Source organism: Streptomyces albiflavescens (assembly GCF_014645835.1).
Classification (GTDB): Bacteria; Actinomycetota; Actinomycetes; order Streptomycetales; family Streptomycetaceae; genus Streptomyces; species Streptomyces albiflavescens.
Genome location: NZ_BMMM01000006.1, coordinates 302,706 through 317,442, shown reverse-complemented (window position 1 = coordinate 317,442; position 14,737 = coordinate 302,706). Strand labels below are relative to the sequence as shown.

Below are 14,737 nucleotides of genomic sequence, written 5' to 3'. Positions count from 1 at the left end.
AGTTCGTCCGATTCGTCGCTCACCGCCGCCCCCTCTTCATCCCGAGCCGCATCGTCGCCACGATCTCCCGCTGCACCTCGCTCACCCCGCCCCCGAACGTGTTGATCTGTGCCGCCCTGTTCATCCGCTCCAGCTCGCCGTCCCCGAACACCCCCGGCGAACCGGAGCGCACCAGCGCGTCCGCTCCCACAATTTCCTGACACATTCGGTACACCGCGACCGCGGATTCGGTTCCCACGACTTTCACGCCGCTCGCGTCGCCGGGCGCCAGCCGTCCGGCCCCCACATCGCCCACCAAACGCCAGTTGAGCAGGCGTGATGCCGCCAGTCGGGCATGCACTTCGGCCAGCCGGGATCGCACCCAGGGCTCGTCAATCCGACGCCGACCCGTCACTGGATCGGGTGTACGCGCCGCCTCCAGCGCGGCCGCGTAGAAGTCCTCGGCCTGCATCCCGATCGCGGCGAGCGCGACCCGCTCGTGGTTGAGCTGGTTGGTGATGAGCCCCCAGCCGCCGTTCTCCTCGCCGACGAGGTTCGCGGCCGGGACGCGGATCCCGTCGTAATACGTCACCGTGGTCGTCAGCCCGCCCACCGTCTCGATCGGGGTCCACGAGAAGCCGGGCGCGTCCGTGGGCACGAGGAGGATCGAGATGCCCTGATGCTTGGGCGCGTCCGGGTCGGTGCGGCAGGCGAGCCAGATCCAGTCGGCGTTCTGGGCGTTGGAGGTGAAGATCTTCTGTCCGTCGATGAGCCAATCGCCGCCGCCGGCAAGATCGCCGTCATCCCCACGATCGGCGTCACCCCCACGATCGGCGTCAGCCCCGCGATCGCCGTCCCGCACTGCGCGTGTCCGCAGGGAGGCGAGGTCCGTCCCCGCGGAGGGCTCCGAGTACCCGATGGCGAAGACGAGGGCTCCGCTCAGGATGCGCGGCAGGAAGAAGTCCTTCTGCTGCCGGCTCCCGTACTTCATGAGCGTCGGCCCGACGGTGTTCAGCGTGACCATGGACACCGGCGCGCCGGCCCGGTACGCCTCGTCGAAGAACACGAACTGCTCGTCCGCGCCGCGCCCCTGGCCTCCGTACGCGACCGGCCAGCCGAGCCCGAGCAGCCCGTCGGCGCCGATGCGACGGAGCAGGGCCCGCTGCCCTCCGTGGTCGTCGGCGGGCGGTGGGCCTTCGGGCATCAGGTCCCGGAAGTACGCACGCAGCTCGGCGCGCAGCCGCTGCTGGCGCTCGGTGGGGGCGAGGTGCACGGCGGCGGCCCTCCCGGACCTCGTACGAACAAGGGTTTCTGACTGTCCGTCAGATACTGTCGACTGTCAAGGTCGCCGGAGGGACCCCACGCCGCCTGCCCGTGAGCGGGTCCGCCCGTGCCGCGAACACGTCTGCGCGGCGGCACCGAAGTACCGCCGCGCAGATGCCTTACCACCCCACAGAGCACAACCCCGCACGGGGATTTCCGGGCCGATGTGAGCGCACCGGCCCCCGGCTCACCAGAGGTTGGTGAAGTTGACGACGGTGGTCGACTGGTCGATGGCCGTAAAGGCGGAGCCGTTCACCTGGGCCGTGTTGCTCTGGTTCGAGGCACCGGAGCCGACCGCCTGCTGCTGAGTGGTGGAGGAGTTGCCGTAGTTGTCGTGTCCGACCCCGCTGCGGCTGATGGTCGCCACTCCCGCGTTCGATCCGTCGTCCGCGAAGGCGCCGTTGTCCGCCGCCGCGACGCCCGTGAAGAGGGCGGCCGCGAGGGGCAGGGCTGCGACGGCGGCGAGAACGCGGGCGGTACGGATGCTTGCCATGTGAATTCCTCCATAACCGGTTGTACGCACCGGCGGTGAACCGGGATGTACGTGAAATACGGCTTGTTCCAAGGCAGTTGGCCGACCGCCTCGGAGTTGTTCACGACGTCGCGAGTCCAGAGTTGCCCACCGAATCCCCGGCGAACCACCCCGGAAGCCGTGATTCGCCCTCAAGCGTGAGGACATGTCGATAAACCCCCTTCACGCCCACTTCGCCCCCACAAAGCCCCTGCTCAGCCCCCGGCAGGCGACTCAACCCAGGCGCCGCAAGGGCTGAAGCGTTCCGGCACATTTTCGGCCAATCTCACCTGGCGCCCACCCCGCGCCCTCGCGTGTCCGGTCAGCCCTTCCTTTTTTCGAACACTCGTACGAACATGGAGTCATGGCCACCATCGACCGGCAGGCCACAACCCTGGCCCTGGCCCACGCCCTGTCCGCAGCCGAGCGCGGACTGGCGGTGATCCCGCTGTCCCGAACGAAGCTCCCGGCCCTGCGTTCCCCCCACCGCGACGACCCCGATCCCTCCCCCTGCCACGGCGAATGCGGCCGCTTCGGACACGGTGTGTACGACGCCTCGACCGACCCCCGGCGCATCCGCGAACTCTTCGCCGCCGCCCCCTGGGCCACCGGCTACGGCATCGCCTGCGGACTGCATCCGCACCACCTCATCGGCATCGACCTCGACACCAAATCCGGTACGGACTCCTCGACGGCCCTGCGCGAACTCGCGCTCCGCCACCTCTTCACGATCCCGGCCACGGTCGTCGTGATGACTCCCAGCGGCGGTCGCCATCTCTGGCTGAGCGGACCGCCGGACGTGGTCGTCCCCAACTCGGCGAGCCGCCTGGCCCCCGGCATCGACATCCGCGGCGCCGGCGGCTACCTCGTCGGCCCCGGCTCACGCACCGAACGCGGCGTGTACGCCACGGCTCCCGGCACCGCGCATCTCGCACCGGCGCCCTGCCCGCGCGAACTGCTGCGCCTGCTCATGCCCCCGCCCCGCGCGCACCACCCCACGCCTTCCGCGACCGGCCAACACGGCCAGGGGCTGGTCCAGTTCGTACTCGCCGCCCACGAAGGCCAGCGCAACACTCGTCTTTTCTGGGCCGCCTGCCGCGCCTACGAGAACGGCATCGGCCCCCAACTGACCGACCCCCTTGTCGAAGCCGCCGTCCAGACGGGCCTCACCGAACGCGAGGCCCGCTCGACGATCGCCTCCGCGGCGCGGATGACGGCCCCGTCGCCCCGCCACCGCGGTTGACCACCCCACGGCCGAAGCCACCGCGGTTGACCACCCCACGGCCGAGGCCGGCGCGGCTCAGTGCCACGCCGGCCTCGGTCGGTGTCATGGGTCGGCCAGGAGCCAGCCGGTGTCAGCCGACGGGTCAGCCGGCGAAGCGGTAGCCAAAGTTGCCACCGCCGACCGGGCCGCCGAGTGAGCCCAGGTGGAAGCTGACGGCACCGGTGCCGGTGACGCCCGACACGCCGGTCGCCAGCTTCCAGACGCGGCCCTTGTAGTGGTCTTCGCCATTGCCGCCGACGTACACCTCGGGGCTGCCGTTCCCATCGGCGTCGAGCACGGCGGCCGCGATACCGAAGTGGTCCTCGTTCTCCGAGGTGCTGGGGATGCCCTCGGCGTTCTGGGTGAACGACTGGGCGCCGCTCGTGGTGACCCCGGATGCGCTGCCGCGCAGCACGGTGATCGCGCCCGCGTGGATGCTCGCCGCCGTGCCGGAACCCGTCTCGTGCGAAACGCCGATGACCACGTCGGGATAGCCGTCCTTGTTGGTGTCGCCGATGGCCACCGCCGAGCCGAACTTGTCGCCCTCCTCGTCCGCACCGGGGACACCCGTGCTGGCCTGGGTGTAGGAACGGGCGCTCTTCGTGCTGCTCACGCCGTCCGGGCCGCCGTAGGTCACATAGATCTTGCTCTGGCCCGGATATCCGGTGACGAGGTCCTGATAGCCGTCCTTGTTCAGGTCGCCGAAGGCGGCGGGATAGTGGTTGGTGCTGAAGCTGTAGTACGAGTACGGGCCCGCGTACGTGCTGCCCTTGACCAGGCCGGTGGTCGAACCCTTGAGCACCACGCCACCCGCCGCGCCGTTGCCGCCCACGGTCTCGCCGCTCACCACGATGTCGGCGGTGCCGTCCCCAGTCATGTCACCCACATAGAGCGTGGACGTCGCGACGCCGTCCAGGGTCGGGGTGTCGCGGTGCCACACCCCGGCCGGCTTGCCGGTGGTCCGGTCGAGCGGGCCGAGCAGGACGGAGGTGCCGTAGGAGGTGCCGTTGTTGCCACGGCTGACGAAGTCGTCGATCCCGTCGCCGTTGACGTCGCCCACCCCGATGCCGCCTCCGAGCAGTTTTGGTGAGGTGGGGCTGTAGGTGCCGGTCGGCAGGGTGGTGCTCGCGCCCGTGATCCCGTTCTTGCTGCCCCAAAGGATCATGTTCTTCTCGAGCCAGTGGACGACCAGATCGTCGTACCCGTCACCGTCCAGGTCGCCGAACTCGCTGACTTCCCGCCACCTGTCGTTCTGCTCGGGATCCCCGGGAACCCCGTCCGTGGCCTTGCTGATGATGGACGCGGTGTCGTACTTCAGGCCCGTGGCGGAGCCGTAGGTAACGGTGACGACACCGGCGCTCGTAACCCCACCCACGGTCGCGGTGTGCGCTCCGACGGCGAGGTCCGCGTACCCGTCACCGTTGAAGTCGGCGAAGTTGCCCTTGCCGGCTGCCGACGCGGCACCGGCACTCGGCGCCAGGGCCGTACCGCCGAGAATCGTGGCCGCGCAGACGGCAGCCGTGATCAGCGCTCTCTCGCGCATGAGAACCCCCCCGGGTTCACAGGCGGCCCTTCCTCGGACCGCGTGAAGATCGTGTACCCCGGAGGATACGGGGCTGCAGTGACACAAGGGACGTGTCCCCGGCTCATCGGCTCTGCCCCCCGTCGGCCGACGTAGATGGCGGCGTTAGAGGTCACTTGCGAAATTGCTGGAGCAGTGTGCCGGCACTCCGGGCAGCTACCTGTGGTTCCAGGGCGACTGAAGCTCGTGCCCCATCCGTGCCCGATCGACCGGGGACTCACGGAGAGTCGCGGTCATCAGCAGGAAACGTGCATGAGGAAGGCCCTCGACCGACGTTGCTGGTCGAGGGCCTTCCATCTGCGGTGGGTGTGGGATTTGAACCCACGGTGACATCGCTGCCACGACGGTTTTCAAGACCGTTCCCTTAGGCCGCTCGGGCAACCCACCCCGCGCCGCCCACGATCGTCGGCGGCGCGGGGACAAGACTAGCCGGTCAGCTGTCGCCCTCGCGCTGCCCCAGGGTGACGTCCACGGTGTGGGTCTTGCCGTCGCGCGTGTAGGTGAGCTTGACGGTGTCGCCGGGCTGGTGGGTCCAGATCTCGCCGATCAGGGTCGGACCGCTGTCGATCACCTGGTCGTCGAGCTTGGTGATGACGTCGCCGGGCTTGAGGCCGGCCTTGTCGGCGGGCCCGTTCGGGGTGACCGCGTCCGAGCCGCTCGCGCCCTGCTCGGTGATCTTCGCGCCGCCGGTGCCCTCTTCGAGCGAGACCGACGCACCGATCACGGGGTAGACCGGCTTGCCCGTCTTGATCAGCTGCTGGGCCACGTGCTTGGCCTGGTTGATCGGGATCGCGAAGCCGAGGCCGATGGAGCCGGACTGGCTGGTGCCGCCGAAGCCGCCGCTGCTCGACGACTGAATCGCCGAGTTGATGCCGATGACCGCGCCCTGCGCGTCAAGGAGTGGGCCACCGGAGTTGCCCGGGTTGATCGAGGCGTCCGTCTGCAGGGCGCTCATGTACGAGGCCTTGCTGCTGGCACTGCCGTCACTGGAGGCCACCGGACGGTTCTTGGCACTGATGATGCCCGTGGTCACCGTGTTGGAGAGACCGAAGGGCGCGCCGATCGCGATGGTGGAGTCGCCGACGGCCACCTTGTCGGAGTCGCCGAGGGCGAGCGGCTTCAGGTCGGACGGGGCGTTCTTGAGCTTGATGACCGCGACGTCGTAGCCCTGCGCGTGGCCGACCACCTCGGCGTTGTACTTCTTGCCGTCGGGGAAGGTGGCGGTGAGCTTGCCGCCGTCGACCGCGTCCGCCACGACGTGGTTGTTGGTGAGGATGTGGCCCTGGGTGTCGAACACGAAACCGGTGCCGGTGCCACCCTCGCCGTTCGTGCTCTCGGCCTCGATGGTGACGGTGCTCGGCAGCGCCTTGGCGGCCACGTTCGCGACCGTGCCCGAGGCGCGCTTCACGTCGCCGCTGCCGCTCGGGGCGGAAACCGTCGTCGAGTCGGTGCCGTTGTTGTCGTTGTTCCTGGCCAGCGAGTAACCGATGCCGCCGCCGACACCGCCCGCGACCAGCGCGGCCACCAGGATCGCGGCGACCAGGCCGCCGCGCCCGTTCTTGGGCTTCGGCGCGGGCTGCTGGTAGGAGGAACCCCAGCCGCCGGCCCCCGAGCCACCACCGTCCGCGTACGACGGAACGGCAGGCGGCGGAGGCGGCCAGCCCGCCTCGGCCGCGGAGCCGGGGGCTCCGGTGCCCTGTCCGTGCGGGTCGGCGCCCTGTCCGGCTCCGACGGACGCATACGCCGGCTGCTCCGCGAGCGCCGGTGCCTGCTCCGGCGCGCCGGGGGCGCTCGGAGGCACCGCCGGGATCGGGGCGGTCGGTGCGCCCCCCTCGGGCGCAACGTTCTGCGCGGAAGCAGCGGGAGTGTCCACCGGCACAGGAGGTGCGGACGGGGCCGGGGGTACTGCGGTGCCCTCGTTCTCGGTGCTCACAGCTCTTCTCCTCGATCCACGGCTGTTGTTCTCGGTCGCACTCGGTCACGCTCACTCACGCTTGTCGACGGTCCGGCGCGATTCAGCTGTGCATGTGCATGTGTACGCCGTCAGCTTTTCCCACCGGCCGTCAGAGCACCATAAGCGGTGGCTGTGGGTCCGGGACCATCCTTTATAACGGACACGTCCGGCGAAATACATACATTCCTGACGTCTCAGACCTCACGTCCGCCCCGCGACGGTGGCACCATGACGCGGTGACCCTCGCACGACAGCACCCGATTCAGGTCGTCGCCCACCGGGGTGCCTCCGAAGAGGCCCCCGAGCACACCCTGTCCGCGTACAAGAAGGCGATCGAGGACGGTGCGGACGCCCTCGAGTGCGATGTACGGCTGACCGCGGACGGCCATCTCGTCTGTGTTCACGACCGCCGCATCAACCGTACGTCCAACGGCCGCGGAGCGGTCTCGGCTCTGGAGCTCGCCGAGCTCGCCGCGCTGGACTTCGGCGCCTGGAAGAACCGCGACGAGTCCCCCGACTGGGAGTACGGCCCAGGGGACCCGGAGGACACCTCCGTCCTCACCCTGGAGCGGCTGCTCGAACTCGTCGCCGACGCGGGCCGCCGCGTCGAGCTGGCCGTCGAGACGAAGCACCCGACCCGCTGGGCGGGCCAGGTCGAGGAGCGGCTGCTGGTCCTGCTGAAGCGTTTCGGCCTGGACGCCCCGGAGTCCGCGGCCGAGTCGCCCGTACGCGTCATGAGCTTCTCGGCACGCTCGCTGCACCGCGTCCGCGCCGCGTCCCCGAACTTGCCCACGGTCTATCTGCTGCAGTTCATCTCGCCCCGGTTGCGCGACGGACGGCTTCCGGCGGGTGTCCGGATCGCGGGCCCCTCGATGCGGATCGTACGCAGTCACCCCGCGTACATCGAACGACTGAAACGAGCCGGACACCAGGTACACGTCTGGACCGTGAACGAGCCAGAGGACGTCGATCTCTGCGTTGAGCTGGGGATCGACGCCATCATCACCAACCGCCCGCGCGCGGTGCTGCGCCAGCTGGGCCGCTGACTTCGGGGCACCGCTTCCAGGACGCCGCCTTCGGAACCCCGGACTCCGACGTCGAATTCAGGCCACGCGATTACAGGGAGTGCACCGGCGCGTTCGTTCTGTATTCGAACGTTACGAGTGCGTCAGCAGACGTGGATTGGCCGGTTTCCGGTCCAGCCCAGAGGGGCATCCACACCGTGGCGTGGGGCAAAGGAGGTCTCGGGGGTGGCGTTGGTGGTGGCACAGGAGGTGCCCACGTCGTCGAGCATGGCCGTACCCCATGGCCCTGCGGGCGTGGGGGAAGCAAGACACCGGATGCGTGATCAATTGCGCTCCAGTGGCGTGGCTGAATCGGTCATCGACGATGCCGTACTGATCCTTTCCGAACTACTGAGCAACGCGTGCAGGCACGGCAGGCCGCTGGGCGACGCCCTGGCCGGCGACGGCGACGTCCGGGCCGCGTGGCGCATCGATCCGTTCGGAAGACTCACCGTCGAGGTGACGGACGGCGGTGGTCCGACCCGCCCGGTTCCGGCCACGCCCTCGGTCACCGCACACGGCGGCCGCGGGCTGAACATCATCACGGCGCTCGCCAAGGACTGGGGCGTGCGGGACGACGCCCGCGGCGAGGTCACGGTCTGGGTCGTCGTCCAGGAAGACGTGGGCGACACGACGGCCGCGCGTCGGCGTGACGATTTCGCTACGCGCGTCGCGTCACCGACCGTGTCGGCGACACCCGACCTGGACTTCGCGGACGCCTTCGACGACCTGGACTGAACCCGACCGCGCCGCGCCGAGCGGGCTCGACTCGCCACGACACCGACCCCGACCGAAGCGTCCGTTCCGGGACGACTCGGTGCGTTGTCCACAGGGTCCCATCAGCTCTCGTACGAACGGCTAGGCTCGCGCCCGTACGAGACGAGCCGTGATCGGGAGACACCCACGATGGCCAAGAAGCGACCCCAGACGAAGGCCAAGCAGCCGCAGCTGAAGGACGGCGGCGAGATCCCGGTTGTCGGCGCTCGCGAGCCCTGCCCCTGCGGCAGTGGCCGCCGCTACAAGGCCTGTCACGGCCGAGCGGCCGCGCACGCCGTGACCGAGCTGGTGCACCGCCCCTTCGAGGGCCTGCAGGGCGAGGGCGACTGGGTCGCGCTGCGCGAGCTGGTGCCCGCCGCGACGGTCGAGCTGAAGCTCAAGGAGAAGCTCCCCGAGGACGTCCCCTCGGTCACGCTCGCCACCGTCCTGCCGATGGCATGGCCCGCGCTGCGCCGCGACGACGGCTCGGTCCTGCTCGGCCTGCAGAACGACACAGCGTCCGGTGACATCAGCCGCGATCTGGCCGACACACTCCAGCGCGCGCTCACCGCGCAGCCCGGCACTCCGGTCGAGGGCCGGCGGGCCCCGGCCGGCGGTCCGCGGCTGCAGGACGTGCTCGACCCCGAAGGCGCGTTCGAGCCAGTTGTGCACGCGGGCTTCGAATTCTGGGTCCCGGACGCGGAGAACGCGACGCCGGAGGTGACCGCCTCCCTGGAGCGGGCCAACGCCGCCGCCATCCCGACCGTGAAGCTTTCCGGGGTCGACGCCGCCTACTGGTGCGAGACCCCCGACAAGAACCACCTCCGCTGGGTCATGCCCTACCCGGAGGAGCACCTTCTGGACGCGCTGGCGCGGCTGCACGCGGCCGGTCGGTCGAGCCTCGGGGAGGGCACCCGACTGGTCGGCTCCTTCCGCGCCCACGGGCTCACGGTGCCGGTCTGGGACCTGCCGACGGGCGTCACGGCGGACGACATCGAAAAGCCGGCGGCCGAGTTCGCCGAGCGCCTCGCCACCGCTCTGGCCACGGACGCACCGCTCACCGCGGACGAGCGCCGCGCGCGCGGCGGCCTCACCAACCGACAGGTGACTCTCAGCTGACGCACAGACTGGGGAACTGACCGGCCGGTCAGCCGGTCAGGACCTCACAAACGGGTGACTCCTGTCACAACTCGCCGTTGTGACAGGTAAATCCGTGTCCGAATAGCCGAGATCGAATTTGCGAACCGCCGATCTCTTGTTACCGTTCGAGTAGCCCGGTTGCTGGTGCATCCCCCGTCGCCAGCAGCCGGGTCTTTCCATGCGCGCGATCCCTTGCGACGTCAACGGCCTTGCTACAGGCCCGAGTTGCTCCCCGAACGCAGCAACAGCGGCCCATGGGCCGCGGTACCTTTCGCGAACTCCGCGACCGCCGTGTAGCCCCCGACATCGCCCGTCGTCCGCTCCCTGGGCGTCTCGCACACCCCTGGATCGTCCTCCGCGCCCACCGCGCAGTTCATCTGCACCGTGCGGCCGCCAGGCCCCATGAGGCTCAGTACGGAGCTCAGCTCGTCGCCGCTCGCGTTGCGGTAGTAGGTGCGCGCCCAGGTGTCCTCACCCTCTGTGAGGACACAGGTCTGCGCCTCGATGCCGTCGGGCGAGGAGAGTTCGGGTCCGCACCGGGCGGCGGTGGCGAGGCCGAGACCGAGCAGCAGGGGAGAGTGCGTGGGCTCGGGAGCCTGCGGTCGGTCATCGGCACGCGCGGACCCGCGTACGTCTCCGGGGGCCGCGTCGCCCACAGGACCGGCGGACGCCACAGTGAGCGGCAGGGCGACGATGAACGCCACGACGCCTGCCAGCGCCACCAGGCGAACTCTTCGGGGGTCTGGGGGGCACCCCCCGGAATGACGCAGCATAGGGCGGACGATAACGAGCGGGAGCGGGCGTTCGGTTCGCCGCGCGCCCGACACCCCTACAACTCGGGTGCGCTCACACCCGTACGAGTGAGGGCCTCCACCACGGCGTCCACGACGGCCTCGACATCGGGCACCCAGGGGGCGGCCGAGCCGGGCAGCGGGGCACGCTCCCAGCGGATCTGGCCCTGGCCGGTCTCGGACGGCGGCAGCGCGATGTAGCCGCCCTCGCCGTGGAAGCGGAGGGAGCCGGGCACGAAGTCCTTGGCGTAGAGCAGCTCGCCGAGCTGCTCCATGGAGTAGGGCGCGACGAGGATCGACCAGCGCGCGGGGGATGCGACGACGGGGCCGAGGCGCATGCCCTTGCGGTCGAGGACGTCGAGGGCGCGAGCCGCCGCGAGAGCGGGCAGGCTCACCGCGCAGGGAGCCGAGCCGCCGGTGGCCAGCACGATGGGTGCCGACGGACGGTTGGTCCACCACCAGCGCACCATGCGCTCGTCGGTGGTGGCCGCGAGGAGACCGGGGTCGAAGGGATGGGCGCCGGGCACCGTGCACTCCGGGTCGGGGCATCCGCAGCGGGCGCGCCCCTGCGGGTCCGCCGCCACACCCGGGAGTACGGGCCACCGCCATTCGGTCGCGAAGGTCAGGGCCGCGCCGAGCACCTCAGGCCTCCCGTTGTTTCGCCTGGACAGGAGCCTGCGTCGCCTTCCGAGGATCTCGCGCATGAGCGCTCGTTCCTTTCCGTTGCACGCCTGGCAACACCGAGGACCACATCACACCATGTGTCGATCACTTCACTGTGCGTACCTGCTGGCGCATCACACCCCTGCTGGAGGCAAGGGGAACCCCTCTGGGTCGAGCGTTTGGCTGCGTCCGCGTCCATACTGCGTCTGTCTAAAGCATGGGCATGGCGTGGGGTGGCGGCGCCTGGCGTTTTGCTGTCCCGCGTATTTCTTGCCGCCTCCACCACGGGAGGATGGGGCACGGTCGTCGGTGGTTAAGACGCCCGGGTCCACTGCCAGGTTCCGGGCTGATCTCAACCACCCCTGGCCTTCTCCGAGTACGTACCCATCACGACCGCTGTGACGCTCCGTCGAACTAGGCCAGTCGACCTCAATAAGCCGTTGCCCGAGTCAGTTTTAAGCCAACTTTGCTTTCCCGCAAGGGTTACCGACAGTCTCATGGACACCAGGAATCCCAGCAGGACAATGCTGGACATCCCCTCACGAGTGCGTGTACATGTGGAGACACTGCTAGCGCCGCAGAACGACATGGGGGTTTGCGATGCTATCGAGCAATACGCACCGGTCGGAAAGCCGGACGTCATGAACGCCCCTCACCTTCCGAAAGTGGCTGGAATCGATTCAACGGTTCCCTCGCCCGCACACACTGTCGCGCCGACGCCTGCCGCCACGGGTGTCTCTTCGGCCACCTCTTCCACCGGCGCCGGAGCCGTACTCCAAGATCGCCTCGCCGGGTGGGTCTCGGATCTCACCACGCTCCACGAACTCACCGAGCGCCTGGCGCGCACCGCGACACTGAGCGACGCGCTGCAGGAACTGCTGCGCGCCGGAGCCGCCCTCGTCGGCGCCCGGCGCGGCCTCGTCGTGATGGAACCGGGCGACGGACTCGGCCCCGACACCACGATCGGCCTCGGCCTCGCCCGGGCGGATCTCGGCCACATCGAGACCGTGCCGCGCAGCTCCATGTCGTACGGAAAGATCCTGGACGGACTGCCGGGCGGCGAGGGCGAGATCACCCAGCCGGATCTCTTCTCCGAGGACGGCCTCGACCCCCGCCACCGCGAGGTGGCCGCCCGGCTCGGCTACGCCGCGAGCTACGCACTCCCCCTGACCACCGAGGCGGCGGGCCGACTGGGCGCCGCCGTATGGCTCTACGACGAGCCCGCCGAACCGGTCGAGCGCCAGCGCCATCTCATCGGCCTCTACGCCCGGTACGCGACCGAGCACTTGGCACGGCTGGTGGAACTGGAGCGCACGCGCGCGTGCGTGACGACGATCTCCGAGGAGCTGCTCCCCCCACGGCTTCCCCGGGTCTCCGGCGTCCAGCTCGCCGCACGGCACCGCACGGGCCCCCGCGGCGGCGGCGACTGGTACGACGCCTTGCCGCTGCCCGACGCAGCGCTCGGCCTCGCGGTCGGCTCGGTCACCGGGTCCGGGCCCAGCGCGGTCGCCGCGATGGGCCGGCTGAGGGCGTCCCTGAGGGCGTACGCCGTGATGGAGGGCGAAGACCCCGTCGCCGTCCTGTCCGACCTCGAACTGCTGCTGCGGCTGACCGAGCCCGCCCGCTCCGCGACCGCCCTGTTCGCGTACTGTGAGCCCGCGCTGCGCAAGCTCACGCTGGCCGGTGCCGGACACAGCCCGCCGCTGGTGATCGGCGCGCGGCGCACGGAGTTCGTGGAGACCTCCCTGTCGGCCCCCCTGGGGATGCTCGCCTGCTGGGAGGCGCCGAGCGTCGAACTGACCGCCGGGCCGGGCGAGACCGTGCTGCTCTACACCGACGGCCTGCTGCACCGCACCGGTGACCCCATGGACCGCGCCTTCGCCCGGCTGCACGCGGCGGCGGCGAGCGTCCCCCGGGCGCTGCGCGAGGACCCGGGCGCGATCGCCGATCACGTCCTTCGGAGTGTGCTGCCGGACGGACTCGACGAGGCCGACAGCGAAGAGGACGTCGTACTTCTGGCGGCGCGTTTCGAGTGAGCCGTACGTAACAGGTCTTCCGGCCCTGGGCCCCCTTCAGTACGACCGTACGATGGTGGGGGTCCAGAGTCGTATCTAGGAGGCAGACCGTGTCGGAGGCGCTCAACCCGGAGACCCCGGAAGCCGTACTCGACGACGCCGCTGACGAAGCGGGCGAAGAGGAGCCGATCAAGCAGCGCAAGAACGGCCTGTACCCGGGCGTGTCCGACGAGCTGGCCGAGAACATGAAGTCCGGTTGGGCCGACACGGAACTGCGCGGCCTGGAGCCGATCGCACAGGCCGAGTACACCGCCGCCCGCCGCGCCGCGCTCTCCGCGCGCTTCCCGGGCGAGCGCCTGGTGATCCCCGCGGGCAACCTGAAGACCCGCTCGAACGACACGGAGTACCCCTTCCGTGCCTCGGTCGAGTACGCGTACCTCACCGGCAACCTGACCGAGGACGGCGTCCTGGTCCTGGAGCCGACCACTTCCCCGAATGGGAAGGGCAGCCACAAGGCGACGATCTACCTGCTGCCGCGCTCCGACCGGGAGAACGGCGAGTTCTGGCTCTCCGGCCAGGGCGAGCTGTGGGTCGGCCGCCGCCACTCCCTCGCCGAGGCCGAGCAGCTGTACGGCATCCCGGCCTCGGACGTGCGCGAGCTGGCCGGCAAGCTGAAGGAAGCCACCGGTCCCGTCCGTGTCGTGCGTGGCTACGACGCCGGTATCGAGGCGGCCCTGACCGACAAGGTGACCGCCGAGCGCGACGAGGAGCTTCGGGTCTTCCTCTCCGAGGCACGGCTGGTCAAGGACGCGTTCGAGGCCGGCGAGCTGCAGAAGGCCGTCGACTCGACGGTGCGCGGCTTCGAGGACGTCGTACGGGTCCTGGACAAGGCCGAGGCGACCAGCGAGCGCTACATCGAGGGCACCTTCTTCCTGCGCGCGCGGGTCGAGGGCAACGACATCGGCTACGGCTCGATCTGCGCCGCGGGGCCGCACGCCTGCACGCTGCACTGGGTGCGCAACGACGGCCCGGTCCGCTCCGGCGACCTGCTGCTGCTCGACGCGGGCGTGGAGACACACACGCTCTACACCGCCGACGTCACGCGCACGCTGCCGATCAACGGCACGTACACGGAGATCCAGAAGAAGATCTACGACGCCGTGTACGAGGCCCAGGAGGCCGGTATCGCGGCCGTGCAGCCGGGCGCCAAGTACCGCGACTTCCACGACGCGGCGCAGCACGTGCTGGCCGAGAAGCTCGTCGAGTGGGGTCTGGTCGAGGGCCCGGTCGAGCGCGTCCTGGAACTGGGCCTGCAGCGCCGCTGGACCCTGCACGGCACCGGCCACATGCTCGGCATGGACGTCCACGACTGCGCCGCCGCGCGGACCGAGACGTATGTCGAGGGCACGCTGGAGCCGGGCATGTGCCTGACCGTCGAGCCGGGCCTGTACTTCCAGGCGGACGACCTGACGGTGCCGGAGGAGTACCGCGGCATCGGCGTCCGGATCGAGGACGACATTCTGGTCACCGAGGACGGCAACCGGAACCTGTCGGCGGGGCTCCCGCGCCGCTCCGCCGAGGTCGAGGCCTGGATGGCATCCCTGAAGGGCTGACATAGTGCCCCGCGAGGGCTGATACGAGACTGATGGCCGGGTGCCCTTCTGGGTACCCGGCCATTGGTGTGTCCAGAGGGCT

At 70.0% G+C, this 14,737-nt stretch carries 12 protein-coding genes and 1 tRNA gene; 6 read left to right on the top strand and 7 right to left on the bottom strand.

All coding sequences use genetic code 11. The annotated features are described in order from the left end of the window. Positions 1–19: 19 nt before the first annotated feature. Together IEY95_RS18950 and IEY95_RS18945 are read right to left on the bottom strand one after the other, a co-directional pair. Positions 20–1,252: an acyl-CoA dehydrogenase family protein gene (locus tag IEY95_RS18950; RefSeq protein ID WP_189187213.1), complete on the bottom strand. Its 1,233-nt coding sequence runs from the start codon at positions 1,250–1,252 to the stop codon at positions 20–22. A gap of 237 nt (positions 1,253–1,489) precedes the next feature. Continuing rightward, entirely contained in the window at positions 1,490–1,795 is a 306-nt protein-coding gene (locus IEY95_RS18945) for a hypothetical protein (RefSeq protein WP_189187212.1), read from the bottom strand. Positions 1,796–2,177: 382 nt separating this feature from the next. Here IEY95_RS18945 and IEY95_RS18940 point away from each other — a divergent pair, with 382 nt between their 5' ends. Beyond that, positions 2,178–3,056 (top strand): bifunctional DNA primase/polymerase, encoded by an 879-nt coding sequence (locus IEY95_RS18940; protein ID WP_189187211.1) that lies wholly within the window; start codon positions 2,178–2,180, stop codon positions 3,054–3,056. Between the two features lie 124 nt (positions 3,057–3,180). Here the strand turns inward: IEY95_RS18940 and IEY95_RS18935 are convergent, their stop codons facing one another. The 3 genes from IEY95_RS18935 to IEY95_RS18925 all read right to left on the bottom strand — a co-directional run bounded on the left by IEY95_RS18935 (position 3,181) and on the right by IEY95_RS18925 (position 6,592). Further along, on the bottom strand, positions 3,181–4,620 hold the full coding sequence (locus IEY95_RS18935; RefSeq protein ID WP_189187210.1) for an FG-GAP and VCBS repeat-containing protein: 1,440 nt from the start codon (positions 4,618–4,620) through the stop codon (positions 3,181–3,183). Positions 4,621–4,959: 339 nt separating this feature from the next. After that, positions 4,960–5,046, bottom strand: a tRNA-Ser gene (locus IEY95_RS18930). Positions 5,047–5,092: 46 nt separating this feature from the next. Then, entirely contained in the window at positions 5,093–6,592 is a 1,500-nt protein-coding gene (locus IEY95_RS18925) for a S1C family serine protease (protein ID WP_189187209.1), read from the bottom strand. Positions 6,593–6,849: 257 nt separating this feature from the next. Here IEY95_RS18925 and IEY95_RS18920 point away from each other — a divergent pair, with 257 nt between their 5' ends. The 3 genes from IEY95_RS18920 to IEY95_RS18910 all read left to right on the top strand — a co-directional run bounded on the left by IEY95_RS18920 (position 6,850) and on the right by IEY95_RS18910 (position 9,552). After that, positions 6,850–7,659, top strand: coding sequence for a glycerophosphodiester phosphodiesterase (locus IEY95_RS18920; RefSeq protein ID WP_189187208.1), 810 nt, complete (start codon positions 6,850–6,852; stop codon positions 7,657–7,659). A 117-nt stretch (positions 7,660–7,776) separates the two neighbouring features. Then, complete coding sequence (locus tag IEY95_RS18915; protein WP_189187207.1) at positions 7,777–8,415, top strand: ATP-binding protein; 639 nt, start codon at positions 7,777–7,779, stop codon at positions 8,413–8,415. A gap of 168 nt (positions 8,416–8,583) precedes the next feature. Beyond that, on the top strand, positions 8,584–9,552 hold the full coding sequence (locus IEY95_RS18910; protein WP_189187206.1) for a DUF5926 family protein: 969 nt from the start codon (positions 8,584–8,586) through the stop codon (positions 9,550–9,552). A gap of 233 nt (positions 9,553–9,785) precedes the next feature. On the opposite strand, the gene IEY95_RS18905 is transcribed toward IEY95_RS18910, so the two are convergent. Continuing rightward, the gene (locus IEY95_RS18905) at positions 9,786–10,346 is read right to left on the bottom strand and encodes a hypothetical protein (protein ID WP_189187205.1); all 561 of its coding nucleotides are present in this window, start codon (positions 10,344–10,346) and stop codon (positions 9,786–9,788) included. Positions 10,347–10,402: 56 nt separating this feature from the next. Beyond that, positions 10,403–11,068, bottom strand: a complete 666-nt coding sequence (locus IEY95_RS18900; RefSeq protein WP_189187204.1) for a bifunctional DNA primase/polymerase — start codon at positions 11,066–11,068, stop codon at positions 10,403–10,405. 483 nt (positions 11,069–11,551) lie between these two features. Here IEY95_RS18900 and IEY95_RS18895 point away from each other — a divergent pair, with 483 nt between their 5' ends. Both IEY95_RS18895 and IEY95_RS18890 read left to right on the top strand, forming a co-directional pair. Further along, positions 11,552–13,063 carry a PP2C family protein-serine/threonine phosphatase gene (locus IEY95_RS18895; protein ID WP_189187373.1) on the top strand — a complete coding sequence of 504 codons (1,512 nt, stop codon included), beginning with the start codon at positions 11,552–11,554 and terminating at the stop codon, positions 13,061–13,063. 89 nt (positions 13,064–13,152) lie between these two features. Further along, entirely contained in the window at positions 13,153–14,655 is a 1,503-nt protein-coding gene (locus IEY95_RS18890) for an aminopeptidase P family protein (RefSeq protein WP_189187203.1), read from the top strand. Positions 14,656–14,737 lie beyond the last annotated feature (82 nt).

Excerpts from the sequence above, each read along its gene's own strand:
- IEY95_RS18945 (WP_189187212.1), bottom strand. The coding sequence starts at position 1,795 with ATGGCAAGCATCCGTACCGCCCGCGTTCTCGCCGCCGTCGCAGCCCTG.
- IEY95_RS18940 (WP_189187211.1), top strand. The coding sequence starts at position 2,178 with ATGGCCACCATCGACCGGCAGGCCACAACCCTGGCCCTGGCCCACGCC.
- IEY95_RS18935 (WP_189187210.1), bottom strand. The coding sequence starts at position 4,620 with ATGCGCGAGAGAGCGCTGATCACGGCTGCCGTCTGCGCGGCCACGATT.
- IEY95_RS18910 (WP_189187206.1), top strand. The coding sequence starts at position 8,584 with ATGGCCAAGAAGCGACCCCAGACGAAGGCCAAGCAGCCGCAGCTGAAG.
- IEY95_RS18905 (WP_189187205.1), bottom strand. The coding sequence starts at position 10,346 with ATGCTGCGTCATTCCGGGGGGTGCCCCCCAGACCCCCGAAGAGTTCGC.
- IEY95_RS18900 (WP_189187204.1), bottom strand. The coding sequence starts at position 11,068 with ATGCGCGAGATCCTCGGAAGGCGACGCAGGCTCCTGTCCAGGCGAAAC.
- IEY95_RS18895 (WP_189187373.1), top strand. The coding sequence starts at position 11,552 with ATGCTGGACATCCCCTCACGAGTGCGTGTACATGTGGAGACACTGCTA.